The following is a 26,179-nucleotide window of genomic DNA, read 5'->3' as shown; positions in this document are numbered from 1 at the left end:
TGTTTTCCTTGAGGTAAGCGAACGATCAGCCGGACAGGTGAACCCTCGGAAACAGGCGGCGCAAGAAACCGCTGCGTCCAAAGAACAGTGAGAACAGGTAAAACGCGCTGGCGGTCAGGACGATGGCCGGACCGGAGGCGACGCTGGCGTGGTAGGACACGATCAGGCCGATGAAGCCCGACAGCGTGGCAACCACGGTGGAAATCACGATCATGCCGGTCAGAGAGGTCGACCAGAAACGTGCGACGGTGGCAGGCAGCATCATCATCCCGACGGCCATCAAGGTGCCGAGGGCCTGGAAACCGGCGACCAGATTGAGCACCACCATCAACAGAAACAGCACGTGATAGAGCGAGCCACGACCACCGACGGCACGCAGAAAACCGGGGTCGAAGCATTCCAGAATCAGTGGGCGGAAGATCAGGGCCAGCAGAATCAGCGTGAACGAGGCGATGGCGCCGACCATGAAAATCGCTTGATCGTCGATGGCTAGAATCGTCCCGAACAGCACATGCAGCAGGTCAACGTTGGAGCCGTGCAACGACACGATCAGCACGCCTGCCGCCAGCGAAGTCAGGTAGAAACTGGCGAAGCTGGCATCCTCTTTCAGCGTGGTAAAACGGCTCACCAGTCCTGAGAGCAGGGCCACGGCGAGCCCGGCGATCAAGCCGCCAAAGCCCATGGCGGGCAGCGACAGGCCCGCGAATAGAAAGCCCACGGCGGCACCCGGCAGTACGGCGTGGCTCATGGCATCGCCGACGAGGCTCATGCGCCGTAGCATCAGCAACACGCCTACCGGGCCTGACCCAATGCCCAATGCCAGGCACCCGATCAGGGCACGGCGCATGAAGCCGAATTCGATGAAGGGTTGGATCAACAGCGAGTAGAGCGTCACAGCGATTCCTCCTCGTCGATCGCACAGGATTGCGCGTCAGGGCTCCAGTGCTCGGCCATGTTCTTGGCGCGGCGCAGGTTGTCGGCGTGAAGGATGTCGGCGGTATTGCCCCAAGCGATGGTTTCCCGGGCCAACAGCAAGGTGCTCGGGAAATGCTGGCGCACCTGTTCGATGTCGTGCAGCACCGCGATGACCGTGCGACCCTGGCCGTGCCAGTCGCTGATCAACTTGAGCAAGTCGCGAGTCGTGCGGGCGTCGATGGCCGTGAAGGGCTCATCAAGGAGGATGACCGAAGCGTCTTGCAGCAGCAGGCGGGCGAACAGCACGCGCTGAAATTGCCCGGACGACAATGAGCTGATACTGCGTTGCTCAAAGCCTTCCAGCCCCACCGCCAACAAGGCTTCTCGCGCTTGTTCGGCGTGTTTGCGTGTGGCGCCACGGAAGGCGCCAATGCTGCGCCAGGCGCCCATCATGACGGTGTCGGCCACGCTCAACGGGAAGCTGCGGTCGATCTCGGCGGCCTGCGGCAGATAGCCGATGTGGCGGGTGGCGAGGCTGCCTCGATCAACACGACCGACGGCGGGTTTCAAGGTGCCCGCGATGGCTTTGATCAGGGTTGATTTACCCGCACCATTGGGCCCGACAATGGCGGTCAGGCTGCCTGCGGCAAACCGGCCACTGACGTGATGCACCGCCGGGCGACGCTCGTAGGTCACGGTCAGGTCATGCAGATCGATGGCCGCGCTCATGGAATGGCCACCGCCCACGCGATGCCAATCCACAGAAGCGCGAGCACAGCCAAAGCGATCAGCACCCGTTTGCCTGCGGATTGGGCGAGGGCGGAGGTCGCGATGTTCGGGGAACGTCGAGGAGCGGGTTTCACGAGAGCGAATGCCTGAAATGTTTTGTTATAGTATTACATCACTATTTTCAGGAAAGAGGGAAGGGCTATTTATCGCCGGTTCAGGATTGCGACAGATTGAGGGTTTCCGGGGCGCTGATGTTTTCCCGTTCCGACAAACCCTGTAATTTCCGGACAAAGACTTCTCCGCTCAGGATCGTTCCCATGTCCGCTGCTCATCGTCGTTCTGTCCCCCTTTCCAAATGCTATCGCCTGCTTAACCATGGCCCGACCGTGCTCGTCAGCGCCGCTCATGATGGAAAGCGCAACATCATGGCTGCCGCATGGGCGATGCCTCTTGATTTCCAGCCGCCGAAAGTCACGGTGGTGCTGGATAAATCCGTCTGGACGCGCCAACTGCTGGAAGGCTCCGGCACGTTCGTGATCAACGTGCCCACGGTTAGCCAGGTGGATATCGTCGAAACCGTTGGCTCGACGTCGGGCTTGGAGATTTCTCAAGAGCGCGAACTGGACAAGTTCAAGGCGTACGGCCTTCAGACGTTTGCGGGTGATGTCGTCGATGCGCCGTTACTCGAAGGCTGCGCCGCATGGCTCGAGTGCCGCTTGATGCCCGAGCCGCACAACCAGAATCAGTACGATCTTTTCATTGGCGAAGTGGTTGCAGCATGGGCGGATGAGCGCGTGTTCTCGGATGGCCATTGGCATTTTGATGGGCATGATCAACTGCGCACGTTGCACCACGTGGCGGGCGGGCATTTTCTGGTGATTGGGGATGAGATCGTCGGCAAGGTATTGGAGCGCTGATCGTCTGTATCGATGCTTCACGAGGGCTTCAATGTCTGGCGCAGGTAGCCCAGTATCAGGCCGCCAAACGCGCTGCTGAACAGCATGTTGTCCATTGACTGGAGTTCGCTTTCAGTCAGCCAGCGCGTGGGCTGGCCGAGCAATTCGGGCGGTCCGGCCATGTGCCAGAACCGGACGATGACCAAGGCTGCCAGCAATGCCGCTCCAAAACGCAGAGCGTGGATCGTGAGCGCGTGGACTTCCTTTCTGACTTTGGCCGTTGGGTCTTCAAGTGCTTTTTCTTCTTCGTAGGCTTTGTTCAGCGATGTGGTGGAAAAGCAGGTTTCGTCCGCAGATCCAATTGCTTGCAAGTCATCGGTACTGTCAGGCATTGGCCTTGCTGGCCTCGATTTTTTCTTTGTAGTGCTGGTCGATCCACTCATTGGGGATGATTGCCCCTTGATACTGATCGCCTCCGGCCAGGCGCCAGGTACGGTCCCACGGAGTGTCGGGTTGGTGGGTCAGTGCCGAGAGCTGGAGCCCGTCATGCTTGCCATGGATGTTCCAGACCTTGTCGAGTAGCTCCAACGTGCGCAGATGAGGAACGGGATTGTTTGCATCCCCTGCGATGCCGTAGCCAGGAATGCTTGCGTCGATAGGATTTCGCCGATGATGCTTGATCTTGCGGTACAGCTCGGGGATTACGGGGCCATATTTCCACGCTTGCACCGCATCGCCGATGAGGCTTTCGGAGAAGTAGCCGCGATGCCAGCCATGGGCGATATACACCAGTTTGATCAGCTTCATGGGCGTGACATCCACGCCTTTTTCGAACGACTTCTGAATGAAGTAATTTGCGACTGCTTCGCTGCTGAGCATGTGCCTTTCCTTTCAGTCTTCCTTCATGGCGCTGGTGGCGTTTTCAGGGTGGGGCGCCAAGCATTTTATGCAAACGAGTGGGGCACTTCTGTAAAGCACTGCCGATAGCGTTGTAGGAAGGTGCTGCAATCCGGTGCCGCAATAACGAAAGTTATCGGATAAATTCTCCGTATCCTTAAACCACTCCTTTATACCGGGAGCCTCAATGAACTCAGACGACCTTGCGCTCTTCGCCCAAGTGGCGAAAAACGGCAGCATCTCGCGCGCAGCGATGGAGTTGGGCGCGGACCAATCCACGGTCAGCCGCAGAGTCGGGTTACTGGAGGCCGAGTTGGGCGTGCGGCTGTTTCACCGCAGTGGGCGTGGTGTGTCATTGACCGAGCGAGGTCAGCAGTTGTTGGGATTCGCCAACACCCTGAACGACACGCTGATCGAGGCCGAAAGGGCGATGCGTGACAGCGCCGAGCAAGGCCCGGCCAAGTTGTGCATCGCCGCGCAACCCACTATCGCGCGTATTCTGTTCGGCAGTCTCGGGCACGCGTTGAAAGCGCGCTATCCGCTGACCCAAGTGCATTTCATCGAAGGTTTGGCAGCCGACATTCTCAATCGCCTGAGCGATGGCGCGGTGGATATCGCAATTCTCTATCTGCCCGAGCATCCCGGCGCGTTGCAGTTCGACCCGCTGCTCAGTGAGGGGGTGCAACTCATCACGCCCGCCCATTACCCGCTCGACGGCGACACGATTGCCGTGCGCGATCTGGGTGACATTCCGCTCATTCTGCCCAGCACCCATCACGGTTTGCGCATGATGGTGGAGTCGTTGGCCAACCGTTACGGCTTCTCAGCGAACGTTGCGTTGGAGTGCGACGGTTCGATTTCCATTACCAAGCGTCTGGTGTTGGAAAATTGCGGCTGCACGGTATTGCCGGAAGCAGCGGTGGTGGAGGAGGTGAAGGCGGGGCGACTGAAAAGCTACCGGCTGAGGGACCCTGAAATTCGCCGTACAGTGGCGATTGTCTGGCCGAAGAACCGCGTCACCGCCGACGGTTTGTGGGCGGTGACGCAGATCATTCGTCAACGTGCCGCTGACATGGTCGAGCAGGGCACATGGCCAGGGGCGACGCTGATCAATCCTTGATCAATTGGCCGTTGACCAGACGCCAGGTTTTCAGCGGGTTGCTCTGCTGCAAGGCGGGCGGCAGCAGAGAATCCGGCACGCTCTGGTAACAGATCGGACGCAGGAATCGGTCGATGGCGGTGGCGCCGACCGACGTACTGCGGCTGTCGGACGTCGCCGGAAATGGCCCGCCGTGGACCATCGAATAGCTCACCTCGACACCGGTCGGGAAGTCGTTGAAGAGGATGCGTCCGGCCTTGCGTTCCAGGATTGGCAGCAGTGCTTGGGCGATGGCTTTATCGCCGTCATCGTAGTGCAGGGTAACGGTCAACTGGCCATCGAATTTCGCGGCCACCTTTTGAAGATCCGCTACGTTCTGACACACGATGAGCAGTGCACTGGGGCCAAAGTTTTCGTCTTCCAGCGCCGGGTTGGCGAGGAAAGTTTTAGAGTCGGTGCGGAAGAACGCTGCTCGCGCTTTGTAAGGTCCGTCGGCTTCACGGCCTTCGGCCACCAGCGTCACGCCTTCAGCCTTGTGCAGATTGTTCAGCCCATTGCAGTAGGCACCGTAGATGTTCGGCGTCAGCATCGTGGTTGGTGTCTTGTCGGAAAGTGCCTTGGCAGCTGCTCGAACGAAGACTTCAAGATCGTCGCTTTCCAGTGCCAGCAAGATGCCGGGATTGGTGCAGAACTGCCCGGCGCCCACCACCAGCGAATCGGCAAAGCCGTTGGCAATCGTTTCGGCTCGGGCCGACAGCGCGGCCGGAAGCAGAAAGCCGGGGTTGATGCTGCTCATCTCGGCGTACACCGGAATCGGAACCGGGCGCGCTTGAGCCGCCGCGACCAACGCCAGGCCGCCACGACGAGAGCCGGTGAAGCCCACGGCCTGAATCCGCGGATGACTGACCAGCGCCTGACCGACGGTGATGTCCTTGTCGATCAGCATCGAAAACACGCCTTCCGGCATGCCGGTCTCGCGGGCGGCTTTCTGAATCACGCGCGCCACCAGTTCGCTGGTGCCCAAGTGCGCAGGGTGAGCCTTGACGATGACCGGGCAGCCCGCCGCCAACGCCGAGGCGGTATCACCGCCCGCCACAGAAAACGCCAAGGGGAAGTTGCTGGCGCCGAACACGGCTACCGGTCCTACGCCGATCCGCCGCTGGCGCAGATCGGCACGAGGCAGCGGTTGGCGATCCGGCTGCGCGGTATCGACCACGGCGCCGTGCCAGCGGCCGTCACGTAACAGGCTGGCGAACAGCTTGAGCTGATTGACGGTGCGCAACCGTTCGCCTTCCAGCCTCGGCTTGGGCAGCCCGCTTTCCAGATGAACGCGGTCGATCAGCGTGTCGCCCAAGTCCAGCAGGCCCTGAGCAATGGCGTCGAGAAAGCGTGCGCGGTGTTCGTCGTCCAGCTGCCGATAAGGGTCGAACGCGGCTTCAGCCAGTTCGCAGGCCTCATTGACGTCTTCCAGCGTGCTGGCGCCGAACGCCGGCGTCAGCGGCTCACCTGTGGCGGCAGCGATGGCAAACACTTCGCCCGCCAGACCGCGTACCGCACGTTGACCTATGATCGTTTCACCCAGAATCTGCATGTGTTCATCACCTGTTAATCGAGACGGGCCTGGGGCGTGATCTGCCGAGGGTCGACGCGCAGCTCGATCAATGCCGCCACGCCTGCGTGCTGGGCACGCTGGAAGGCGGCGGGGAAATCTTCGCTGCGCTCGACCCGCTCGGCATGGGCGCCAAAGGATTGGGCGAGTGCGATGAAGTCCGGGTTGGCCAGATCAGTGGCCGAGACGCGGCCCGGGTATTCGCGCTCCTGGTGCATGCGGATGGTCGCCAGCATGCCGTTGTTCACCACGATGACCACTATCGGCGCGTTGTATTGCAGTGCCGTGGCCAGTTCCTGAGGGTACATCATGAAACAGCCATCGCCAGCGAAGCAGACCACTGTTTTTTGTGGTGCGTGCAGTTTCGCGGCAATGGAGGCTGGCAGCCCGTAGCCCATCGCACCGTTGGTGGGGGCCAGTTCCGTGGCCGGTTGCCGGTAGCGATAAAAACGATGCACCCAGACCGTGTAATTGCCTGCGCCATTGGTAATGACGGCGTCATCGGGCAACACCTCGTTAAGGTGAGCGACCACTGCGCCCATGTCCACGCCGACCAGTTGCGGGTGAGGCAGCGGTGGGGTTGAGTGCCCCAGATAGTCAGCGCGGGCGGCATCCGTCCAGCTTTTCCACGCGTCGCTGGCCACCGGCTCAAGGGCGGCGACGGTGTGGGCAAATGCGCCGAGTGACGACAGAATCGGCAGTTGTGAACGGTAAACCCGGTTCAGCTCCTGTGGGTCGGGATGCACATGAATCATCGGCTGTTTCGGGGTCGGGCTTTCGATCAGCGTGTAGCCCTGAGACACGGTTTCGCTCAGGCGCGAGCCGATGACCAGCAGCAGGTCGCTGTGCTTGACCCGGTCCAGCAGCTTCGGCGATGTGCCCAGCCCGAGTTGGCCGACGTAGTGCGGGTCGCGGTTGTCGAACAGATCCTGACGGCGGAACGAAGCCGCCACCGGCAGATGGTTGGCGTGCACGAAGCGCTTGAGCGCCTGGGTTGAGTCCGCGTCCCATCCTGTGCCGCCGACGATCACCAGCGGTCTTGTTGCAGCGGCCAGCAGCCCCTGCAATTCAGCGAGCGTTGCCGCGTCGGGCGCCGCGTGAGCGACACGGACTGCTTCTGCGTCGGCCACGTCAGCCGAACCGAACAGGACCTCTTCCGGCAGTGCGACGACCACAGGCCCTGGGCGGCCCGACAGCGCAATGCTGAACGCCTTGCTGACGATTTCAGGAATGCGCTCGATGCTGTCGATTTCCACCGCCCACTTCGCCAGACCACCGAACATTTGCACGTAGTCCACTTCCTGAAACGCTTCGCGGCCCTTGAAGCTGCTCTCGATCTGGCCGACGAACAGGATCATCGGCGTCGAATCCTGCCTGGCCGTGTGCACGCCGTTGCTCGCATGGGTGGCGCCAGGACCTCGCGTGACGAAGCAAATGCCGGGACGCCCGGTCAGCTTGCCGTAGGCATCGGCCATGTTCGAGGCGGCTCCTTCGTGGCGGGTGACGATGGTGCGAATGCTCGCCGCATCATGCAGCGCGTCGAGGACGGGCAGGTAGCTTTCACCTGGCACGCAATAAATAGTGTCGACCGCGTTGCGGATCAGGGCCTCGACCAGAATCTGGCCGCCGTTGCGGGTTGGGTTGGAATCAGACATGGATTTCGAGTTCCTTGTTACGGGTTTCCGGTAGAACGAGGGCGACGAGGAAGACCAGCACGTACGAGCACGCGGCCCATACGCCAATCGACGCCGCCAGCCCGAATGAGGCGCTGCTCAGGCCGACTCCGGCAGGCACCAAGGCTCCGATACCGCGACCAAAATTGTAGGAAAAGCCACCGGCGGTGCCGCGAATCTGCGCCGGGAACAGCTCGGTGAAGCAGGCGCCCATCCCCGAGACGATGCCGGATTGAAACAGGCCCAGCGGAAAGCCCAGCAGCAACAGGCTCCACATCGGCAGGTGCAGTTGGGTGTAGACCAGAACGGTCACCGTTGCACCAGCAGCGGACAGGGCGAAGGTTTTGCGGCGGCCCAGGTAGTCGCTCAGGTAGGCCATGCCGACATAGCCGCAGAACGAGCCGAAGATGTTCACCGCCAGATACAGCGTGGTCATGCTGACGGTCAGGCCCTGGGTTTCCCTCAGATACGTCACCAGCCAGGTCAGAATCGTGTAATTGCCGCCCAGTGCGCCTGCGGCCATCAGCGAGGCCATGGCGGTCAGCGGGAAGACTTTCGGTGAGAAGATGAGCGCGAAGTTGGCCCACAGCGACGTCTTTTCCCGGTATTGCGCAGCGGCTTCGAAGGCTTCGGATTCAGCGATGTTGCGGCGCATCCATAGCACCAGAAAGCCTGGCAGCAGCCCGATCAGAAACAGCACGCGCCAGGCCGTGTGTTCAGGCAGCAGGTTGAATATCACCCAATACGCCAGCGCCGCGAGGGCATAACCCACCGGCCAGCCCGCTTGAACCGAACCCACAGCGCGACCGCGAATGCGCTTGTCGACCACTTCGCCGATCAGTACAGCTCCCGCCGCCCATTCCCCGCCAAAGCCCAGGCCTTGCAGGCTGCGCGTCAGCAACAGTTGATGAAAGGAATCAGTGAAGGCCGAAAGGCCAGTGAACAGCGAGAACCAGAGGATGGCCAGTTTCAGGACCTTCACTCGCCCAATGCGATCAGCCAGCAAGCCTGCCAGCACTCCGCCGATGGCCGAGGCGATCAAGGCTGAGGTGCCGATGACACCGGCTTCGGCTTTGGTCATGCCCCAGACCGCGAGCAAGGTAGGAATCACGAAAGCGAATAGCTGGACGTCCATTGCGTCCAGCGCCCAACCCATGAAACACGCCCAGAACGTCCGCTTCTGGCTGGGCGCCATACTGCCGTACCACGACATAGATACTCCATCGCGCTGCTGCGCTGTTGTTATTGGAATCTGGATAGATGCGCGTTGGCGGCGACATCATGGCGTGAGTATGTGAGAGCGGCGGAGTGTGGCGAATAGCGTGGGGCGCATAGCTGGTATGCGGGGGATGAGGATGAGTTTTTGCCGAGGGTAAAGGCCGCCGTAGCAGCATGGCTTGCCTGCGGTAGCGACCTTGAAATCGCTGCCGCCGGCAAGCTGTGTTGCTACAGGGTATGCATCATTTGAAAAAAGCTTACTGCTGAACCGCGCTGAACCCTTCAAACGCGGTCTGCTGCGCAATCGCAGTCACGATGTTTTTGCGGGTAGCAGGTTGTTCGTTGCCTTCGTTATCGACAAAGACCTCGCTTTGCAGCTCGGCTTCATCGCCTTCACCAACGAAGGTGAAGCCCAGGAATTCGAACGCTTCGCGGTCAACGTTGGCTTTCGAGCGTGGGGTGCGCAGTGGCAGGGTGACGCTGGCGCCGTCCTTGCTGATCACGAACACTTCGGCTTCTTTCTTGACCCGCGCAGCCTTGCTCTTGCCACCGCTCGGGTTGCTGACGGCCTGATGGGTCTGGTTCAGGACCTTCAGGGCCAGGCTATAGACCAGCTCCTGAAAGCTTGGGTCGTCCTTGTAGCTGGACAGAATCCGGCTGATCGGGAATTTGCTGCTGAGGTCTTCCAGCGCGGCCATGTCGGCGGCTTCGGCGTCTTTCAGTTGCTTGAGCTGACCCATCAGTTCGTAGGCCTGATCGTCATCGAAACGGTCATGGGCCTGACGGATGGCGGCGCGCAGTTCACGAATCTGATCGCTTTCCTTGGCGCTCTGAAAGGCGTCGAGGACCATTTCGCTGATGGTTTTCGCCTGCGGCACATGCTGTGAAAGATTGATGGCGTCTTCGTAAGCCTGCTTGGAGGTGAGGGCAGGCACTGCTACGTCGGTATGGGAATCAGACATTGAACATCCATTGCTTCATTAACGGGGATCGCGAGACACCCCGGAGCGTCTCGCGAGGGGAGGGTAAATTATTTACCGCCCAGAGCACCACCCGCGGCGCCGCCCAGACCTGCACCGATGGTGCTGCCAGTGCTGCCGCCCAGTTTGTTACCGATGATCGAACCAGCAGCGCCGCCCAGGCCTCCACCAACGGCTGCACGGGTTTTCTTGCCTTTCTTCGCAGCCACAGCACCACCAGCAGCACCTGCCAGGCCCGCACCGATGGCTGCGCCATTGCTGCCGCCCATCTGCTGGCCAACAACGTTACCCAGCGCGCCGCCCAGACCGCCACCCAATGCAGCGTTGGTGCCGCTACCCGCCATCGCGCCTTGAGAAACCAGAAGACCCAGAACCAGTGCGGGAAGTGTGAATCGCATGAACTCGACCTCGAAAAAGGGACAGCACTATGGCGTGATGTCGTGGATAAGGACAGGGTATTAAGCGGCGCCGTTGAGAATCCGGATCGCCAGAAACAACAAAGCCCGCACAAGGCGGGCTTTGTTGAGGTACTTGGTGGCTACACAGGGACTTGAACCCCGGACCCCAGCATTATGAATGCTATGCTCTAACCAACTGAGCTATGTAGCCAAGTGGCGCGCATTATTCGCTGAGATGGGGGATGTGTCAAGCGTCTCTTTGAAAAATTTATGCGTATGATCAAGCGGTTAGGGTTTAAGCCCCTGTTTTGGCATTCAACGCCCTTATGACCGTCACCTCGGTGACAGTTTTACTGCACAGGCTGGGTGGATTTGCCTCATTTTCGTGCACTTCATTTGCACCATTTCTGACAGCGTGCCCGTTTAGATGGCTTGGTGCTATCGGTCCGTTTCTTGCTTCTTCCCGCAAAGGCGCGTGTTGGCAGGTCTGCGCGCACATCATCTGAAAACCGCGATGGCGTCTTCGACACAGGGGACGGGCGGTTGTCGTTTTTAAAACAAAGACATGGCATTTTGCCGGTAAGAATGTGAGGCAGCAGCCCTGCGGTCAAAAGCGGCGGTGGTGGGTTGTCCGTGAGGAGTTGTCGGTCATGCAAAGTCTTTTGTCGCCAGGAATTCGTCTGCTCGGACGCTTTGGTTTTGCACGCAAGTTTCAGGTGCTTTTCTTCCTGTTCATCCTGCCACTGGCCGGTAGCTTGTGGATGATCGGACAGGACTACCGCAGCAAGCTGGCGGTGATTTCCGGTGAGCAGTCCGGTGTGCGTCAGCTTCTGGCCCTTGACGCGCTGGACGCCCAACTAACCGCGCAGCGCAATCTTGCGGCCCGTTGGAAGGCCGCCGACATCCTTCATGACCCGACTCCGGCTGCAAAAGCAGCGATGGCTGCGTTGGATGCCGCCAATCCCGTACTGAATCAGACCCTGGCAAAACTGGGTGATGAACTGAAGGCACGCTCCGCCAGCCCGGACACGATGGCCCGCTATCAGGCCTTGCAAGCGACCGTCAAAGGCATGGATTCCGAGTCCCTGCGCACCATTGGCTGGTGGCCAGACGGCTATGATCGCTTCACCTCTGCGCTGACGGCGCTGCAAAGCCTGCGTGAGCAGATCGCGATGGACAACGGGCTGATTCTCGATCCATGGCTTGAAACCTATTTGCTGATGCAGATTGCCACTCAGCAAACCCCGGACCTCATTGAGCGCGTGGGGCGCATGGCCAGCGTGGGGCAGTCTTCTGTCGCCTCCGGTCAGTTCTCGCTGCAAAGTCGATTGCAGATGCGTGATTTGCGCAGCCGTATCGGCGATGCCCGGGATCAACTGGTCAAGGCGAGCGCCTCTCTGCAAGCCAAGGCCTATCCGGGGATGGAAACCTGGACGGCTCAATACAACGACAGCCTCCAGCGTCTGGACAGTGAATTGAAGGTGCTGGACGACGGCGTCTTTGGCGGCACGATCAAACTGGACACCACGGCCTTCGAGCGCAGCGTTGACACTACCCTCGACGCCTTGGCCGCGTTGCGCAACCAGTCGCTGAACTCGCTGGACAGTCGTCTCGATTATTACCACGACCGCGCCATCAAGCAGTTCATCCCCGTCGCTGCGGTGTTCAGTGTCCTGGCGCTGGCGGCGTTGTACCTGTTTATGTGTCTGCAAACCTCGATTCGTCGCAGCGCCAAAGGCATTACAACGCTTGCCGAGTCTCTGCGCGATGGCAATCTGTGCGTCGAAGTCGCAGTGGAGGGGCGAGATGAACTGGCGGCGATCAGCACGGCATTGAACGTTGCGGTGGTGCAATTGCGCACCAGTTTGCTGGGCGTCAATCACGAAACTCAGCAATTGGGTTCGGCAGTGCTGACCCTCAATTCGCAATCGGGCAGCACCCTCAACGAAGTCGAAGACCAACAGCAGCAGATCAGCCAGATCGCTGCGGCGGCCACGCAATTGGCGGCCACGTCCATGGGGGTCGCCAAGAGCTGCGAAGAGGCCTCCGGAAATGCCCAGCAGACGCGTCGCATCGCCGAAGACAGCAGCCGTGACAGTCAGCGCACCACCGCCAGCATTCAGCAACTCAACCAGCGTCTGACCGACACCGCCAACGCATTGGGCAAAGTCAGCGAGCAGGGTCAGCAGATTCAATCCGTGGTGGACACCATTCGAGGAATCGCCGAGCAGACCAACTTGCTGGCACTCAACGCTGCGATCGAGGCGGCGCGTGCGGGCGAGCAGGGGCGTGGTTTTGCCGTGGTAGCCGATGAGGTGCGCAGCCTGTCGCAGCGCACTCAGGCGTCGACGGCACAAATCGCCGGAACGGTCGACAGTCTGCGCTCAACAGTGAGCCAAGCGGTGAGCTTGATGGAGGCTGCGTGCGGTCAAGCCGTGACTGATGCTCAGTCGGTCACGGGGTTGGGCGCACGTCTGGGTGAAATTGCCAGCGCCGTGCAGTTGGTGACCGACACTCTGGCGCAGATCGCGACCGCTGTGGAGGAGCAGGCGGCCACCGCCGATGAGGTCAGTGGCAACATTCAGCAGGTGGATCAAGCGGCTGGGCGCTTGCTCGATGGCGCAAGGGCGGTCAATCACGCAGCAGATACCTTGAGCAAAGGCAGCCGCGCATTGAGTGATAACACCTCGCGGTTCCGTTTGGGTTGATGCGCCTGGGCAGGCGGGCCAATAGATTGGCAAACCGCTCTGCATTTGAGGTCGAGTGACGCTTGTTAGACAAAAAGCCTTGACGAAACAGGTGGGTCATCGGTTTTATCGCCGCTTGGCCCATTTTTTCAAGGCTTTTCTCATGACCGACAGCAGTGCCGCTGGTGCGGCGGTCTATTCACCTCTGACCCTGGCGCTTTACGACGCTTGGGTGCTGGGCATTTCGAATCGTTTTGCCTGGCGTTGCAGAACCCAATCGGTACTTTTGCCCTTCTTTCGCGCCAATGTACGGCCCCGTCATCTGGATATCGGCGTCGGGACCGGTTATTACCTCGCCAAGTCGCAATTGTCTTCGCAAACGCAGGTCACCTTGCTCGATCTCAACCCCAGCAGCCTGGAGGCCGCCAAGCGGCGGATCAACCGCCCTGGCACCCGGACGATCCAGCACGACGTTTTCAAGCCGATTCCGGGGGAGGAGCGTTTCGACTCGATCTCCCTGTTCTACCTGCTTCACTGCCTGCCCGGTCCAATGAATGCAAAGGCGGCAATTTTCGCCAATTTGAAGCACAACCTCCAGCCGGGCGGTGTGCTGTTCGGTGCGACGATCCTGGGGGACTCCGCCGGGCACAACGGCTTTGGTCGAAAATTGATGGCGGTTTACAACAAGAAGGGGATTTTCGGGAATAGCGAAGACACCGAGGTCGGCTTCGAGGCGCACCTTCGCGAGCATTTTCGCGATGTAACGCTCAAACGTGAAGGGTGTGTGCTGTTGTTCCGCGCGGCGCAGCCAATCGTCTGACGCAATAAAGGTGTCCAGATCGAGAAGGCGGCTGACTGAGTCGTTCGAAGGTCAAACAGCGTGAATTGAAAAATCCGATGCCTGGTGGTGTCGGGCACCGGATTTTCATGACGCCCTCATCGAGCAAGAGGCGTCGCTGAAATCGGCGGTTGGCCAAGAGGGCCGTGAATCAGTGTGTGCGGGCTACGGCGAACTCGCTCAACTCGATCAGTGCATCGCGGTACTCGCTGGCGGGCAGGATGTCTAGGCAGGCAATGGCGCGGGCTGCATAGTCGCGGGCCAGTTTGGCGGTGTAATCCAGCGAGCCGGATTGCTCGACAGCTTCGTGAATGGCGTCGAGGTCTTCCAGGCCACCTTTCTGGATCGCCTTGCGTACCAACGCAGCCTGTTCGGGCGTGCCTTCGCGCATGGTGTAGATCAATGGCAGGGTTGGTTTGCCTTCTGCCAGGTCGTCGCCGATGTTCTTGCCCATGGTCTCGGCGTCGCCGCGATAGTCGAGCAGGTCATCGACCAACTGGAAAGCCACGCCCAGGTGGTCACCGAACGTGCGCAACGCTTCGCGCTGAGCGGGGTTGGCATCGGCAAGGGCGGCAGCGCTGTGGGTCGAGGCTTCGAACAGCATCGCCGTTTTGCCGCGAATCACTTCCATATAGGTTTCTTCGGTAGTGCTCGCGTCACGCACCTTCGACAGTTGCAACACTTCGCCTTCGGCAATGACGCGCGTGGCCTGGGACAGGATCTTCATCACCGGCATCGAACCCAGTTCGACCATCATTTCGAAGGAGCGGGAATAAAGGAAATCACCGACCAGCACGCTCGGGGCGTTGCCCCACATGGCGTTCGCGGTGGAGCGGCCACGGCGCATGCCCGACATGTCGACGACGTCGTCGTGCAGCAGGGTCGCGGTGTGCAGGAATTCAATGGTGGCGGCCAGCAGGCGCAGGTTGTCGCCGCCGCTCCCCAGAGCTTTGCCGCACAGCAATACCAGCAACGGGCGCAGACGCTTGCCACCGGCAGAGGTGATGTAATCGCCGATTTTCGAGACCAGCGGCACGCGCGACGTCAGCTGCTTCTTGATAATGTGGTCGACGGCGGTAAAGTCGTCTGCCACAGCGCGATAGAAGGCTTGAGGTTGCATCAGCGAGGCGTGCTCCATACAGGGTTGCGCGGCATGCTAGGTGGCAGACCCCACCCTGTCAAGGCGTGACGTAACGCCGCTTGCAAGGCTGTCGCGGCTTGCGTACAATCGCGCACCCTAACTTTCCTGGGCAGCACCTGCCTTACGCAATTGCATGATGAGCCTTTCCAGCCGCATGCAGCCATGCCAGCCGACACTCTTCCTATAAAGAGCTGGGTGAGCAGGATTTTCGGAGATATACCATGTCGTACGCAGTAATCGTTACTGGTGGCAAGCAGTACAAAGTCGCCCCAGGTGAATACCTGAAAATTGAAAAACTGGAAGTCGCTACTGGCGAAACCGTTACCTTCGACCGCGTTCTGCTGGTTGCCAACGGTGACGACGTCAATATCGGCGCTCCAGTCGTCGCCGGTGCTACCGTTGTGGCTGAAGTGATCTCCCAAGGTCGTCACGATAAAGTCCGCATCATCAAGTTCCGTCGCCGTAAGCACCACATGAAGCGTATGGGCCACCGCCAGTGGTTCACCGAGATCAAAATCACCGGTATCCAGGCCTGATTTTCAGCCTGATACCCTTATAGGAGTATTGAACTCATGGCACACAAAAAAGCTGGTGGTAGTACCCGCAACGGTCGCGACTCAGAAGCCAAACGCCTTGGCGTGAAGATGTATGGCGGCCAGGTCATCGTTCCAGGCAACATCATCGTGCGTCAGCGCGGCACCCAATTCCACGCTGGTTACGGCGTTGGCATGGGCAAGGATCACACCCTGTTCGCTAAAGTCGAAGGCGTGATCAAGTTCGAAGTTAAAGGCGCCTTCGGTCGTCGCTATGTCAGCATCGTGCCCAAGGCTCAAGCCGCAGCATAATGTCGTCGTAGCTGGAAAAGCCCTGTCAGTGACAGGGCTTTTTCGTTTGTAGAAGCTCTGGTTTGGTGAGTCTCTTGCAAAGCTGTTTGTGTGGGCCGTTGTGGTGTGAAGTCGCTGGTTTTTGATCGGTATCGCAACGCTCATCTTTGCAAGAGCCTTATGAATTTATGTTGTTTGCTCGTCTTTGTGACGGGAGGCGTGCGTTATGAAATTTGTTGATGAAGTATCCATTCGAGTGAAGGCCGGTGACGGCGGCAACGGTTGCATGAGCTTCCGTCGCGAAAAGTTCATCGAGAATGGCGGCCCGAACGGCGGCGATGGTGGTGATGGTGGCTCGGTTTTCATGGTTGCCGATGAAAACCTGAACACTCTGGTCGACTACCGCTACACCCGTCATTTCGAGGCCGAGCGCGGTTCCAATGGTGGCAGCACCGATTGCACCGGTCGCAAAGGTGAGGACCTGGTTCTGCGTGTGCCGGTGGGTACGACCGTTATCGATTCGAGCACTCAGGAAGTTATCGGCGACCTGACCAAAGACGGTCAGCGCCTGATGGTGGTGCAGGGTGGGTGGCACGGGTTGGGCAACACCCGCTTCAAATCCAGTACCAACCGCGCGCCGCGCCAGACTACGCCAGGCAAGCCGGGCGAGCAGCGCGACCTGAAGCTGGAAATGAAGGTGCTGGCGGACGTTGGTCTGCTGGGCTTGCCGAACGCTGGCAAGAGTACGTTCATCCGTTCGGTTTCGGCTGCCAAGCCTAAAGTCGCTGACTACCCGTTCACTACCCTGGTGCCGAATCTGGGTGTGGTCAGTGTCGATCGCTGGAAAAGCTTCGTCATCGCCGACATTCCGGGTCTGATTGAGGGCGCCTCGGACGGTGCGGGTCTTGGTATTCGCTTCCTTAAGCACCTGGCGCGTACGCGTCTGCTGTTGCACCTGGTTGATATGGCGCCATTGGACGAAAGTGATCCGGCTGATGCGGCTGAGGTCATCGTCAATGAGCTGGTCAAGTTCAGCCCGGCGCTGTCGGATCGCGATCGCTGGTTGGTGCTGAACAAGTGCGACACCGTACTTGAGGAAGATCAGGAAGCGATCAAGCAGGCAATCGTTGAGCGTCTGAACTGGGAGGGGCCGGTCTATGTGATTTCGGCCATTGCCAAGCAGGGCACTGAGCGTCTGGGCCACGACATCATGCGTTATCTGGAGGATCGTGCTGATCGCCTGGCCAATGACCCGGCTTACGCCGAGGAACTGGCCGAGCTGGATCAGCGCATCGAAGATGAGGCGCGTGCCCAGTTGCAGGCTCTGGATGACAAGCGTGCGTTGCGCCGCAGTGGCGTGAAGAGCGTGCATGACATGGGTGACGACGATTGGGATGATGATTTCGAGGACGATGAAGATGGTCCGGAAATCATTTACGTTCGTGAGTGATCGACTGAAGTAAACTACAACGCCGCTGAATCAGCGGCGTTTTAGTATCTTGGATTTGTACTCTCTGGCTTAAGGTTGAAAGATCATGCGGAGCAAGGTGACAGGTGCCCAGCGTTGGGTTGTGAAGATCGGAAGTGCGCTGCTGACGGCGGACGGCAAGGGTCTTGATCGCAACGCGATGGGTGTTTGGGTCGAGCAGATGGTGGCGCTGCACGAGGCAGGCGTCGAGCTGGTTCTGGTTTCGTCCGGTGCGGTAGCGGCCGGGATGAGTCGCCTGGGCTGGGCTGCACGACCGAGTGCGATGCATGAGCTTCAAGCCGCTGCGGCGATTGGTCAGATGGGGCTGGTGCAGGCCTGGGAATCGAGCTTTGGTGAGCATGGCCGTAAAACGGCGCAGATTCTGCTGACCCATGATGATCTTTCTGACCGCAAGCGCTACCTGAACGCTCGTAGCACCCTGCGAACGCTGGTGGAGCTAGGTGTTGTGCCGGTGATCAACGAAAACGATACCGTGGTCACCGATGAAATTCGCTTTGGCGACAACGACACGCTGGCGGCGCTGGTGGCGAACCTGGTCGAGGCTGATCTGTTGGTCATCCTGACGGATCGTGACGGCATGTTCGATGCCGACCCGCGCAATAACCCTGAAGCTCAGCTGATTTATGAGGCGCGTGCCGATGATCCGGCGCTGGATGCTGTGGCGGGCGGCACGGGTGGTGCACTGGGGCGTGGCGGTATGCAAACCAAGTTGCGCGCTGCGCGCCTGGCGGCGCGTTCGGGCGCGCACACAGTGATTGTGGGTGGTCGTATCGAGCGCGTACTAGCGCGTCTCAAGTCGGGTGAGCAGTTGGGGACGCTGCTGTCGCCTGAGCGTGGCATGCTGGCGGCGCGCAAGCAGTGGTTGGCGGGGCATCTGCAGACGCGCGGCACGTTGGTGCTGGATGACGGTGCCGTGAAGGCGCTGACCGAAAGCAACAAAAGCCTGTTGCCGGTCGGCGTAAAAATTGTTCAGGGCAGTTTCCGTCGTGGCGAAATGGTCGTGTGCGTGGCGGCTGATGGTCGCGAGATTGCACGCGGTCTGAGTAACTACAGTGCACTGGAGGCGCAGAAGATCATTGGTCAGCCGTCTGACGCCATCGTCAAGGAATTGGGTTATATGGCTGAGCCTGAGCTGGTTCATCGCGATAACTTGATTCTGGTGTGAGTCAGGTCGTTTATTGAAGGAAGGCGCCATGAAAATCATGAAAGGGATGTTGGGTGCGCTGCTGATGCTGCCATTGCTGGTGTCGGCGGAAGAGATTGGTCAGGTGTCGACGGTGTTCAAGTTTGTCGGCCCTAATGATCGCATCGTGGTCGAGGCGTTCGACGATCCCAAGGTGGATGGCGTGACGTGTTACCTGTCCCGCGCCAAGACGGGTGGGTTGAAGGGTGGTCTGGGTCTGGCAGAGGATCGCGCTGAGGCTTCGATTGCTTGTCGTCAGGTTGGGCCGATCCATTTCAAGGGTGAATTGAAGGACGGCGATGAGGTGTTCAAGGAGCGTACGTCGCTGGTGTTCAAGACCATGCAGGTGGTGCGCTTCCTGGACAAGAAGCGCAATACGCTGGTGTATCTGGTCTATAGCGATCGATTGATCGAGGGTAGCCCGCAGAATGCGGTGACCGCGATTCCGATTTTGCCGTGGGCACCGGCGCCGTGATCTAAAGTGTTAAGTGGGATGCAATTGTGGGAGCCGGCTTGCTGGCGAAGGCGGTGCTTCAGGTGAGTAGATGGCACTGATATGTCGCTTTCGCCAGCAAGCTGGCTCCCACAATGTCTGTGTGCGGCTTAAATCACGGGCAATAAAAAACCGACCCTGAGGTCGGTTTTTTATTTAAGCGGTCGCTTAGGCTGCAGCTTGGTTCAGAGCCTTGACGTGACCGTTCAGGCGGCTCTTATGACGAGCGGCCTTGTTCTTGTGGATGATGCCTTTGTCGGCCATACGGTCGATAACTGGCACAGCCAGAACGTAAGCAGCTTGCGCTTTGGCAGCGTCTTTGGCGTCGATGGCTTTGACTACGTTTTTGATGTAGGTACGAACCATGGAACGCAGGCTGGCGTTGTGGCTGCGACGCTTCTCAGCCTGTTTTGCACGTTTTTTGGCGGAAGGTGAGTTGGCCACCGTCGAGCTCCTCGAAAGACTTGGTAAATAGCTAACAAAATAGGCCGCGAATCATGCCGATGAGTTGAGTGCTTGTCAAGGGCGGATGATGCGTTCCGCTAAGTGGTCATGGCATGTCGTCAGAGAGATTTCTTTCCGGCGTATGACCTGTAAACTCGCGGGTTTTGGCTCAGTGCTGTTTTTTGCGGCGCGGAGTATCGCATAAATGGAGCGCACTTTGGCGCTTCCTTTGGTCGGGCGCACACACTTTAGATGAATCTCCTCAAATCGCTTGCCGCCGTCAGCTCTATCACCATGCTTTCGCGGGTGCTGGGTTTTATCCGCGACACCATCATTGCCCGGGCATTTGGCGCAGGCATGGCGACTGACGCCTTCTTTATCGCGTTCAAATTGCCCAACCTGCTGCGGCGGATTTTTGCCGAAGGCGCTTTTTCTCAGGCATTTGTGCCCATTTTGGCGGAGTACAAAAGCCAGCAGGGGGAAGAAGCGACCCGCACCTTTGTCGCGTATGTCACCGGTTTGCTGACGCTGGCGCTGGCGCTGGTTTCGGTGTTGGGCATTATTTTTGCGCCGTGGGTGATCTGGGCGACGGCGCCGGGCTTCGCCGACACGCCCGAGAAGTTTCAGCTCACCAGCGACCTGCTACGGGTGACCTTTCCTTATATATTGCTGATCTCGCTGTCCTCGCTGGCCGGGGCCATCCTCAATACGTGGAACCGTTTCTCGGTGCCCGCGTTCGTGCCGACCCTGCTGAACCTGGCGATGATCTTTTTCGCGCTGTTCCTCACGCCGTACTTCCACCCACCGGTCATGGCGCTAGGATGGGCGGTGCTGGCGGGCGGTCTGCTGCAACTGCTGTATCAACTGCCGCATCTGAAAAGGATCGGCATGCTGGTGCTGCCGCGTCTGAATCTGCGGGACACAGGTGTCTGGCGGGTGATGAAACAGATGCTGCCCGCCATGCTCGGTGTGTCGGTCAGCCAGATTTCCCTGATCATCAACACGATTTTCGCCTCTTTTCTCGCGGCGGGATCGGTGTCATGGATGTATTACGCCGATCGCCTGATGGAGCTGCCGTCGGGCGTGCTGGGCGTGGCGTTGGGGACGATTCTGTTGCCGATTCTCTCCAAAACGTACGCCAGCAAGGACCGTCAGGAGTATTCGCGGATTCTCGACTGGGGGCTGCGACTGTGTTTCGTACTGGTGCTGCCGTGCACGCTGGCATTGGGGTTGCTGGCCGAGCCGTTGACGGTTTCGCTGTTCCAATACGGAAAATTCGACGCGATGGACGCCGTCAAAACGCAAGGCGCCCTGATTGGTTATGCAGTCGGTTTGTTGGGCATCATCGTTATCAAGGTGCTGGCTCCAGGATTTTATGCCCAGCAGAACATCCGCACACCGGTAAAAATTGCGATCTTCACGCTGACAGTGACTCAACTGTTCAACGTGCTGTTTGTTTATGGTGTGCACCTGGCCCATGTCGGCCTGGCACTGGCGATCAGTGTCGGTGCGAGCCTGAATGCACTGCTGCTGTTCTGGCAGTTGCGCAAGCAGAACCTGTATCAACCGCAGGCAGGCTGGCCGATGTTCCTGCTCAAGTTGTTCATTGCCGTCGCTGTCATGTCGGCGGTGCTGTTGGGGTTAATGCATGTCATGCCGGCCTGGTCCGAGGGGCAGATGCTCGAACGATTCATTCGTTTGGGTGGGCTGGTCGTCGCGGGCGTGGTGGCCTATTTCGGGACGTTGTTGGCGCTGGGTTTCCGTCTGCGGCACTTCGCCCGCAAGGCGATCATGTAGGATCAATCGTCGGTTTTTGACGGTTAACGCCGATTGTTGCGGTTTGCCTGAGTGTGCCGCCTGTCGTTGGCGTCAGTGTGTGGTTATAATCGGCCACTTTATGAGCAAGAAGCGCGTTATGCAGCTGGTTCGAGGTCTTCACAACCTGCGCCCCCAGCATCGGGGCTGCGTCGCCACCATTGGCAATTTCGACGGTGTTCACCGTGGTCACCAGGCTATCCTGGCGCGACTGCGCGAGCGCGCTGTCGAGTTGGGCCTGCCCAGCTGTGTGGTGATTTTCGAGCCTCAACCCCGAGAGTTCTTCGCTCCCGAGACCGCTCCGGCTCGTCTGGCGCGCCTGCGAGACAAAGTCGATTTGCTGGCCGCGGAGGGCATCGATCTGGTGCTCTGTCTCACCTTCAATCAGCAGTTGAGCAAGCTGCGAGCCACCGAGTTCGTCGATACCGTATTGATCGACGGTCTGGGTGTGAAACACCTGGAGGTCGGGGACGACTTCCGGTTTGGTTGTGACCGTATCGGCGACTTCGATTTCCTGCAACGGGTCGGCGCAGAGAAGGGCTTCAGTGTCGAGGCTGCGCAAACCGTGGAAATTGACGGCGTGCGCGTCAGCAGCACCCAAGTACGGAATGCGCTGGCCGCCGGTGATTTCTCCCTGGCCGAGCATCTGCTGGGGCGTCCGTTTGAAATCACCGGTCGCGTGCTGCATGGCCAGAAACTGGCCCGCCAACTGGGTACGCCTACGGCCAACGTGCAGCTCAAGCGGCGCCGCGTGCCGCTGAGCGGCGTTTATCTGGTCAGTGCCGAAGTCGACGGCAAGGTCTGGCCGGGCGTCGCCAATATTGGCGTGCGGCCGACCGTGGCGGGGGATGGACGCCCTCACCTTGAAATACATCTTCTGGATTTTGCCGGTGATATCTATGGCCGGCGACTGACGGTGGTTTTCCACCAAAAGCTGCGTGATGAGCAGCGTTTCGCCTCGCTTGAGGCGCTCAAGACGGCGATCGATGCGGATGTCGCTGCCGCCCGTGCCCATTGGGGCATGGTCAACCGCTAATTTAGAGCCTGAAATGACCGACTATAAAGCCACGCTTAATCTTCCGGACACCGCCTTCCCGATGAAGGCCGGCCTGCCCCAGCGCGAGCCGCAAACTCTGCAGCGCTGGGACAGCATTGGCCTGTACCAGAAGCTGCGCGAAATTGGCAAGGATCGTCCAAAGTTCGTTTTGCACGACGGTCCTCCCTACGCCAACGGCAATATTCACATCGGTCATGCGGTCAACAAGATCCTCAAGGACATGATCGTCCGTTCGAAGACCCTCGCGGGCTTCGATGCGCCGTATGTTCCGGGCTGGGACTGCCACGGTCTGCCAATCGAGCACAAGGTCGAAGTCACCCACGGCAAGAACCTGCCTGCCGACAAGACTCGTGAACTGTGCCGTGCCTACGCGGCCGAGCAGATCGAAGGCCAGAAAGCCGAGTTCATTCGCCTGGGTGTGCTGGGCGACTGGGCCAATCCGTACCGCACCATGGATTTCGCTAACGAAGCCGGAGAAATCCGCGCGCTGGCGGAAATGGTCAAGAACGGTTTCGTGTTCAAGGGCCTGAAGCCTGTTAACTGGTGTTTCGATTGCGGCTCGGCGCTGGCTGAAGCGGAAGTCGAATATCAGGACAAGAAGTCGTCGACCATCGACGTGGCTTTCCCTGTTGCCGATGCCGACAAGCTGGCGACGGCCTTCGGGCTGTCGAGCCTGAGCAAACCGGCTGCCATCGTGATCTGGACCACCACCCCGTGGACCATTCCGGCCAACCAGGCGCTCAATGTTCACCCTGAAATCAGCTACGCGCTGGTCGATACCGGCGAGCGCCTGCTGGTGCTGGCAGAAGAGCTGGTTGAGGCCTGCCTGAAGCGCTGGAACCTTGAAGGTTCGGTGGTCGCCACTGCACCGGGCGCTGCGCTGGAGCTGGTCAACTTCCGTCATCCGTTCTACGACCGTCTGTCGCCGGTCTATCTGGCCGAGTACGTCGAGCTGGGCGCTGGCACGGGCGTGGTTCACTCTGCACCGGCCTACGGTGAAGACGACTTCGTGACCTGCAAGCGTTACGGCATGGTCAACGACGACATCCTGACCCCAGTTCAGAGCAACGGCGTGTATGCGCAGTCGCTGGAGTTCTTTGGCGGCCAGTTCATCTGGAAAGCCAACCCGGCCATCATCGACAAGCTGCAGGACGTCGGTGCGCTGTTGCACACCGAAACCATTTCCCACAGCTACATGCATTGCTGGCGCCACAAGACGCCGCTGATCTACCGCGCCACCGCGCAGTGGTTCGTGGGCATGGACAAGCAGCCGACGTCGGGCGATACCCTGCGTGAGCGCGCCGTCAAAGCCATTGAAGACACCAAGTTCGTACCGGCCTGGGGCCAGGCTCGTCTGCATTCGATGATTGCCAACCGTCCTGACTGGTGCATTTCCCGTCAGCGCAACTGGGGCGTGCCGATCCCGTTCTTCCTGGACAAGGAAGATGGCGAGTTGCATCCGCGTACCGTCGAGCTGATGGAAGAAGTCGCCAAGCGCGTCGAGAAGGAAGGCATCGAAGCCTGGTTCAAGATGGACGCAGCCGAGTTGCTGGGCGATGAAGCCTCGCAGTACGACAAGATCACTGACACGCTGGACGTCTGGTTCGATTCGGGCACCACGCATTGGCACGTCCTGCGCGGTTCGCACCCGATGGGTCATCAGACCGGCCCGCGTGCCGACCTATACCTGGAAGGCTCCGACCAGCACCGAGGCTGGTTCCACTCGTCGTTGCTGACCGGTTGCGCCATCGATGGCAACGCCCCGTACCGCGAGCTGTTGACCCACGGCTTCACGGTGGACGAGAACGGCCGCAAGATGTCCAAATCGCTTGGCAACGTCATCGCCCCGCAGAAGGTCAACGACACCTTGGGCGCCGATATCATGCGTCTATGGGTTTCGGCCACCGACTATTCCGGCGAGATGGCCGTTTCGGAAACCATCCTGCAGCGCAGCGCCGACGCGTACCGTCGCATTCGTAATACCGCGCGTTTCCTGCTCTCCAACCTGAGCGGCTTCAACCCGGCCACCGACAGTCTGTCGGCCGATGAAATGCTGGCACTGGACCGTTGGGCCGTGGACCGTGCGTTGCTGCTGCAACGTGAGCTGGAAGAGCATTACAGCGAATACCGTTTCTGGAACGTCTACTCGAAAGTGCACAACTTCTGCGTGCAGGAGCTGGGCGGTTTCTACCTGGACATCATCAAGGACCGCCAGTACACCACGGGCGCCAACAGCAAGGCCCGCCGTTCGTGCCAGACCGCGCTGTTCCATATCTCCGAAGCACTGGTTCGCTGGATTGCACCGATCCTGGCATTCACGGCGGACGAGCTGTGGCAGTACATGCCGGGTGAGCGTAACGAATCGGTCATGCTGAACACCTGGTATGAAGGCCTGAGCGAGTTGCCGGAAGGCTTCGAACTGGACCGTGCCTATTGGGATCGCGTCATGGCCGTCAAGGCTGCGGTCAACAAGGAACTGGAGAACCAGCGCACGGCGAAAGCCATCGGTGGCAACCTGCAGGCCGAAGTGACCCTATACGCCGAAGACGAACTGACCAGCGACCTGAGCAAGCTGGGCGACGAGCTGCGCTTCGTGTTGATCACCTCCAAAGCCAGCGTTGCACCGTTCGTCAGCGCACCGGCGGATGCCGTTGTAACCGAAGTAGCGGGTCTGAAACTGAAAGTGGTCAAGTCCGGGCATGCCAAGTGTGGCCGTTGCTGGCACTTCCGCGAGGATGTTGGCGTGAATGCCGAGCATCCGGAAATCTGCGGCCGTTGCGTCGACAACATCAGCGGTGCCGGTGAGGTTCGTCACTATGCCTAATGCGTCGGCTGGCCGTATGGGCCGTTTGAGCTGGCTGTGGTTGAGCGTGCTGGTCCTGATCATCGATCAGGCCAGCAAGTATTACTTCGAGAACTCGCTGAGCCTGTATCAGCAAATCGTGGTCATCCCCAGTTATTTCAGTTGGACGCTGGCTTACAACACCGGGGCTGCCTTCAGCTTCCTGGCTGACAGCTCTGGCTGGCAGCGTTGGCTGTTTGCGCTGATCGCGGTGGTGGTCAGTGCGGTGCTGGTGGTCTGGCTCAAACGTCTGGGGCGCAACGAGACTTGGCTGGCCATCGCCTTGGCGCTGGTGCTGGGCGGTGCATTGGGCAACCTGTACGACCGCATTGCCATTGGCCATGTCATCGACTTCGTGCTGGTGCACTGGGACACTCGCTGGTACTTCCCAGCCTTCAACTTTGCCGACAGTGCGATCACTGTCGGTGCGATCATGCTTGCGCTGGACATGTTCAAGAGCAAGAAAACCGGAGAGCCCGTTCATGACTGAACACGCCACTCGAGAAACACGCATCGGTCAGAACACGGAAGTCACTCTGCATTTCGCGTTGCACCTGGAAAACGGCGACACGGTCGATAGCACCTTTGACAAAGCCCCGGCGACTTTCAAAGTCGGCGACGGCAACTTGTTGCCAGGCTTTGAGGCGATGATTTTCGGCCTCAAGGCAGGTGACAAGCGCAAGATTGAAGTACCACCGGAAAACGCATTCGGTCAGCCAAACCCGCAAAATGTGCAGATCATGCCGCGTTCGCAGTTTCAGAACATGGAACTGGCCGAAGGCTTGCTGGTGATCTTCAATGATGCGGCCAATACCGAGCTGCCGGGCGTAGTGAAAGCGTTTGACGACGATCAGGTAACGGTTGATTTCAACCACCCGCTGTCGGGCAAGACGCTGACCTTCGAAGTGGAAATTTTTGAGGTCAAAGCACTCTGAGTATTAGCAGAGTGACT

Annotated in this window: 25 protein-coding genes and 1 tRNA gene; 14 read left to right on the top strand and 12 right to left on the bottom strand. The window is 59.4% G+C overall.

Annotated features, from left to right (window positions below):
• Positions 1 to 25: 25 nt before the first annotated feature.
• Both ACI2KB_RS27005 and aztA read right to left on the bottom strand, forming a co-directional pair.
• Complete coding sequence (locus ACI2KB_RS27005; RefSeq protein WP_404639779.1) at positions 26 to 895, bottom strand: metal ABC transporter permease; 870 nt, start codon at positions 893 to 895, stop codon at positions 26 to 28.
• Complete coding sequence (gene aztA, locus ACI2KB_RS27000; protein WP_404639777.1) at positions 892 to 1,644, bottom strand: zinc ABC transporter ATP-binding protein AztA; 753 nt, start codon at positions 1,642 to 1,644, stop codon at positions 892 to 894. Before aztA ends, ACI2KB_RS27005 begins: the two co-directional genes overlap by 4 nt.
• A 317-nt stretch (positions 1,645 to 1,961) precedes the next feature.
• Between aztA and ACI2KB_RS26995 the strand changes: the two genes are divergently transcribed.
• Positions 1,962 to 2,561 (top strand): flavin reductase family protein, encoded by a 600-nt coding sequence (locus ACI2KB_RS26995; protein WP_404639775.1) that lies wholly within the window; start codon positions 1,962 to 1,964, stop codon positions 2,559 to 2,561.
• Between the two features lie 17 nt (positions 2,562 to 2,578).
• Here the strand turns inward: ACI2KB_RS26995 and ACI2KB_RS26990 are convergent, their stop codons facing one another.
• Positions 2,579 to 2,932 carry a hypothetical protein gene (locus tag ACI2KB_RS26990; protein ID WP_404639773.1) on the bottom strand — a complete coding sequence of 118 codons (354 nt, stop codon included), beginning with the start codon at positions 2,930 to 2,932 and terminating at the stop codon, positions 2,579 to 2,581.
• Positions 2,925 to 3,419: a Panacea domain-containing protein gene (locus ACI2KB_RS26985; protein ID WP_404639771.1), complete on the bottom strand. Its 495-nt coding sequence runs from the start codon at positions 3,417 to 3,419 to the stop codon at positions 2,925 to 2,927. Before ACI2KB_RS26985 ends, ACI2KB_RS26990 begins: the two co-directional genes overlap by 8 nt.
• Before the next feature lie 205 nt (positions 3,420 to 3,624).
• On the opposite strand from ACI2KB_RS26985, the gene ACI2KB_RS26980 reads away from it, so the two are divergent.
• Complete coding sequence (locus tag ACI2KB_RS26980; RefSeq protein ID WP_404639769.1) at positions 3,625 to 4,557, top strand: LysR family transcriptional regulator; 933 nt, start codon at positions 3,625 to 3,627, stop codon at positions 4,555 to 4,557.
• Here ACI2KB_RS26980 and ACI2KB_RS26975 read toward each other — a convergent pair.
• The 6 genes from ACI2KB_RS26975 to ACI2KB_RS26950 all read right to left on the bottom strand — a co-directional run bounded on the left by ACI2KB_RS26975 (position 4,547) and on the right by ACI2KB_RS26950 (position 10,625).
• A complete protein-coding gene (locus tag ACI2KB_RS26975) occupies positions 4,547 to 6,127 on the bottom strand; it encodes an aldehyde dehydrogenase (NADP(+)) (RefSeq protein WP_404639767.1) in 1,581 nt (526 codons plus the stop codon). The two genes, ACI2KB_RS26980 and ACI2KB_RS26975, sit on opposite strands and share 11 nt — an antisense overlap.
• A gap of 14 nt (positions 6,128 to 6,141) precedes the next feature.
• The gene (locus ACI2KB_RS26970; protein WP_404639765.1) at positions 6,142 to 7,800 is read right to left on the bottom strand and encodes a thiamine pyrophosphate-binding protein; all 1,659 of its coding nucleotides are present in this window, start codon (positions 7,798 to 7,800) and stop codon (positions 6,142 to 6,144) included.
• Positions 7,793 to 9,031 (bottom strand): MFS transporter, encoded by a 1,239-nt coding sequence (locus ACI2KB_RS26965; RefSeq protein ID WP_404639763.1) that lies wholly within the window; start codon positions 9,029 to 9,031, stop codon positions 7,793 to 7,795. The genes ACI2KB_RS26970 and ACI2KB_RS26965 overlap by 8 nt, the downstream gene beginning before the upstream one ends.
• A gap of 262 nt (positions 9,032 to 9,293) precedes the next feature.
• Positions 9,294 to 9,998, bottom strand: coding sequence for a hypothetical protein (locus ACI2KB_RS26960; RefSeq protein WP_404639761.1), 705 nt, complete (start codon positions 9,996 to 9,998; stop codon positions 9,294 to 9,296).
• Positions 9,999 to 10,066: 68 nt separating this feature from the next.
• On the bottom strand, positions 10,067 to 10,414 hold the full coding sequence (locus tag ACI2KB_RS26955; protein WP_404639759.1) for a bacteriocin: 348 nt from the start codon (positions 10,412 to 10,414) through the stop codon (positions 10,067 to 10,069).
• 134 nt (positions 10,415 to 10,548) lie between these two features.
• Positions 10,549 to 10,625 (bottom strand) — tRNA-Met (locus ACI2KB_RS26950).
• Positions 10,626 to 11,064: 439 nt separating this feature from the next.
• Here ACI2KB_RS26950 and ACI2KB_RS26945 point away from each other — a divergent pair.
• Together ACI2KB_RS26945 and ACI2KB_RS26940 are read left to right on the top strand one after the other, a co-directional pair.
• On the top strand, positions 11,065 to 13,122 hold the full coding sequence (locus ACI2KB_RS26945) for a methyl-accepting chemotaxis protein (RefSeq protein WP_404639757.1): 2,058 nt from the start codon (positions 11,065 to 11,067) through the stop codon (positions 13,120 to 13,122).
• Positions 13,123 to 13,264: 142 nt separating this feature from the next.
• Positions 13,265 to 13,921: a class I SAM-dependent methyltransferase gene (locus tag ACI2KB_RS26940; protein ID WP_404639755.1), complete on the top strand. Its 657-nt coding sequence runs from the start codon at positions 13,265 to 13,267 to the stop codon at positions 13,919 to 13,921.
• Between the two features lie 169 nt (positions 13,922 to 14,090).
• On the opposite strand, the gene ACI2KB_RS26935 is transcribed toward ACI2KB_RS26940, so the two are convergent.
• The gene (locus ACI2KB_RS26935) at positions 14,091 to 15,059 is read right to left on the bottom strand and encodes a polyprenyl synthetase family protein (RefSeq protein WP_404639753.1); all 969 of its coding nucleotides are present in this window, start codon (positions 15,057 to 15,059) and stop codon (positions 14,091 to 14,093) included.
• Between the two features lie 242 nt (positions 15,060 to 15,301).
• On the opposite strand from ACI2KB_RS26935, the gene rplU reads away from it, so the two are divergent.
• The 5 genes from rplU (at position 15,302) to ACI2KB_RS26910 (ending at position 19,051) form a co-directional block, all read left to right on the top strand.
• On the top strand, positions 15,302 to 15,616 hold the full coding sequence (gene rplU / locus ACI2KB_RS26930; protein WP_093464734.1) for a 50S ribosomal protein L21: 315 nt from the start codon (positions 15,302 to 15,304) through the stop codon (positions 15,614 to 15,616).
• A gap of 36 nt (positions 15,617 to 15,652) precedes the next feature.
• On the top strand, positions 15,653 to 15,925 hold the full coding sequence (gene rpmA / locus ACI2KB_RS26925) for a 50S ribosomal protein L27 (protein ID WP_093464730.1): 273 nt from the start codon (positions 15,653 to 15,655) through the stop codon (positions 15,923 to 15,925).
• A 205-nt stretch (positions 15,926 to 16,130) separates the two neighbouring features.
• Positions 16,131 to 17,354 carry an Obg family GTPase CgtA gene (gene cgtA, locus ACI2KB_RS26920; protein ID WP_404639750.1) on the top strand — a complete coding sequence of 408 codons (1,224 nt, stop codon included), beginning with the start codon at positions 16,131 to 16,133 and terminating at the stop codon, positions 17,352 to 17,354.
• An 85-nt stretch (positions 17,355 to 17,439) separates the two neighbouring features.
• Entirely contained in the window at positions 17,440 to 18,558 is a 1,119-nt protein-coding gene (proB, locus tag ACI2KB_RS26915; RefSeq protein WP_404639748.1) for a glutamate 5-kinase, read from the top strand.
• A gap of 28 nt (positions 18,559 to 18,586) precedes the next feature.
• A complete protein-coding gene (locus tag ACI2KB_RS26910) occupies positions 18,587 to 19,051 on the top strand; it encodes a CreA family protein (RefSeq protein ID WP_404639746.1) in 465 nt (154 codons plus the stop codon).
• Positions 19,052 to 19,237: 186 nt separating this feature from the next.
• Here ACI2KB_RS26910 and rpsT read toward each other — a convergent pair whose 3' ends face one another.
• On the bottom strand, positions 19,238 to 19,513 hold the full coding sequence (rpsT, locus tag ACI2KB_RS26905; protein WP_108237862.1) for a 30S ribosomal protein S20: 276 nt from the start codon (positions 19,511 to 19,513) through the stop codon (positions 19,238 to 19,240).
• Positions 19,514 to 19,765: 252 nt separating this feature from the next.
• Between rpsT and murJ the strand changes: the two genes are divergently transcribed.
• From murJ to fkpB, 5 genes are all read left to right on the top strand, one after another.
• Complete coding sequence (murJ, locus tag ACI2KB_RS26900) at positions 19,766 to 21,310, top strand: murein biosynthesis integral membrane protein MurJ (RefSeq protein WP_404639744.1); 1,545 nt, start codon at positions 19,766 to 19,768, stop codon at positions 21,308 to 21,310.
• A gap of 118 nt (positions 21,311 to 21,428) precedes the next feature.
• Positions 21,429 to 22,364 carry a bifunctional riboflavin kinase/FAD synthetase gene (gene ribF, locus ACI2KB_RS26895; RefSeq protein WP_404639742.1) on the top strand — a complete coding sequence of 312 codons (936 nt, stop codon included), beginning with the start codon at positions 21,429 to 21,431 and terminating at the stop codon, positions 22,362 to 22,364.
• A 13-nt stretch (positions 22,365 to 22,377) separates the two neighbouring features.
• Complete coding sequence (ileS, locus tag ACI2KB_RS26890; protein WP_404639740.1) at positions 22,378 to 25,209, top strand: isoleucine--tRNA ligase; 2,832 nt, start codon at positions 22,378 to 22,380, stop codon at positions 25,207 to 25,209.
• On the top strand, positions 25,202 to 25,717 hold the full coding sequence (lspA, locus tag ACI2KB_RS26885; protein ID WP_404639738.1) for a signal peptidase II: 516 nt from the start codon (positions 25,202 to 25,204) through the stop codon (positions 25,715 to 25,717). The genes ileS and lspA overlap by 8 nt, the downstream gene beginning before the upstream one ends.
• A complete protein-coding gene (gene fkpB / locus ACI2KB_RS26880; RefSeq protein ID WP_404639736.1) occupies positions 25,710 to 26,162 on the top strand; it encodes an FKBP-type peptidyl-prolyl cis-trans isomerase in 453 nt (150 codons plus the stop codon). Before lspA ends, fkpB begins: the two co-directional genes overlap by 8 nt.
• Positions 26,163 to 26,179: the final 17 nt, after the last annotated feature.

Source organism: Pseudomonas sp. NPDC088444, assembly GCF_044900175.1.
GTDB lineage: Bacteria > Pseudomonadota > Gammaproteobacteria > Pseudomonadales > Pseudomonadaceae > Aquipseudomonas.
The sequence above is the reverse complement of the archived record's forward strand: the minus strand, read 5'-3'. Positions and strand labels throughout refer to the sequence as shown.

What these genes read in the sequence shown, in the direction of transcription:
- ACI2KB_RS26990 (WP_404639773.1), bottom strand. Translation starts at nt 2,932, where the DNA reads ATGCCTGACAGTACCGATGACTTGCAAGCAATTGGATCTGCGGACGAA.
- ileS (WP_404639740.1), top strand. Translation starts at nt 22,378, where the DNA reads ATGACCGACTATAAAGCCACGCTTAATCTTCCGGACACCGCCTTCCCG.
- ACI2KB_RS26985 (WP_404639771.1), bottom strand. Translation starts at nt 3,419, where the DNA reads ATGCTCAGCAGCGAAGCAGTCGCAAATTACTTCATTCAGAAGTCGTTC.
- cgtA (WP_404639750.1), top strand. Translation starts at nt 16,131, where the DNA reads ATGAAATTTGTTGATGAAGTATCCATTCGAGTGAAGGCCGGTGACGGC.
- ribF (WP_404639742.1), top strand. Translation starts at nt 21,429, where the DNA reads ATGCAGCTGGTTCGAGGTCTTCACAACCTGCGCCCCCAGCATCGGGGC.
- murJ (WP_404639744.1), top strand. Translation starts at nt 19,766, where the DNA reads ATGAATCTCCTCAAATCGCTTGCCGCCGTCAGCTCTATCACCATGCTT.
- ACI2KB_RS26940 (WP_404639755.1), top strand. Translation starts at nt 13,265, where the DNA reads ATGACCGACAGCAGTGCCGCTGGTGCGGCGGTCTATTCACCTCTGACC.
- ACI2KB_RS26995 (WP_404639775.1), top strand. Translation starts at nt 1,962, where the DNA reads ATGTCCGCTGCTCATCGTCGTTCTGTCCCCCTTTCCAAATGCTATCGC.
- ACI2KB_RS26945 (WP_404639757.1), top strand. Translation starts at nt 11,065, where the DNA reads ATGCAAAGTCTTTTGTCGCCAGGAATTCGTCTGCTCGGACGCTTTGGT.
- ACI2KB_RS26980 (WP_404639769.1), top strand. Translation starts at nt 3,625, where the DNA reads ATGAACTCAGACGACCTTGCGCTCTTCGCCCAAGTGGCGAAAAACGGC.
- ACI2KB_RS26965 (WP_404639763.1), bottom strand. Translation starts at nt 9,031, where the DNA reads ATGTCGTGGTACGGCAGTATGGCGCCCAGCCAGAAGCGGACGTTCTGG.
- ACI2KB_RS26935 (WP_404639753.1), bottom strand. Translation starts at nt 15,059, where the DNA reads ATGCAACCTCAAGCCTTCTATCGCGCTGTGGCAGACGACTTTACCGCC.
- lspA (WP_404639738.1), top strand. Translation starts at nt 25,202, where the DNA reads ATGCCTAATGCGTCGGCTGGCCGTATGGGCCGTTTGAGCTGGCTGTGG.
- proB (WP_404639748.1), top strand. Translation starts at nt 17,440, where the DNA reads ATGCGGAGCAAGGTGACAGGTGCCCAGCGTTGGGTTGTGAAGATCGGA.
- aztA (WP_404639777.1), bottom strand. Translation starts at nt 1,644, where the DNA reads ATGAGCGCGGCCATCGATCTGCATGACCTGACCGTGACCTACGAGCGT.
- ACI2KB_RS26910 (WP_404639746.1), top strand. Translation starts at nt 18,587, where the DNA reads ATGAAAATCATGAAAGGGATGTTGGGTGCGCTGCTGATGCTGCCATTG.
- fkpB (WP_404639736.1), top strand. Translation starts at nt 25,710, where the DNA reads ATGACTGAACACGCCACTCGAGAAACACGCATCGGTCAGAACACGGAA.
- ACI2KB_RS26970 (WP_404639765.1), bottom strand. Translation starts at nt 7,800, where the DNA reads ATGTCTGATTCCAACCCAACCCGCAACGGCGGCCAGATTCTGGTCGAG.
- rpmA (WP_093464730.1), top strand. Translation starts at nt 15,653, where the DNA reads ATGGCACACAAAAAAGCTGGTGGTAGTACCCGCAACGGTCGCGACTCA.
- ACI2KB_RS26975 (WP_404639767.1), bottom strand. Translation starts at nt 6,127, where the DNA reads ATGCAGATTCTGGGTGAAACGATCATAGGTCAACGTGCGGTACGCGGT.
- ACI2KB_RS26960 (WP_404639761.1), bottom strand. Translation starts at nt 9,998, where the DNA reads ATGTCTGATTCCCATACCGACGTAGCAGTGCCTGCCCTCACCTCCAAG.
- ACI2KB_RS26955 (WP_404639759.1), bottom strand. Translation starts at nt 10,414, where the DNA reads ATGCGATTCACACTTCCCGCACTGGTTCTGGGTCTTCTGGTTTCTCAA.
- rplU (WP_093464734.1), top strand. Translation starts at nt 15,302, where the DNA reads ATGTCGTACGCAGTAATCGTTACTGGTGGCAAGCAGTACAAAGTCGCC.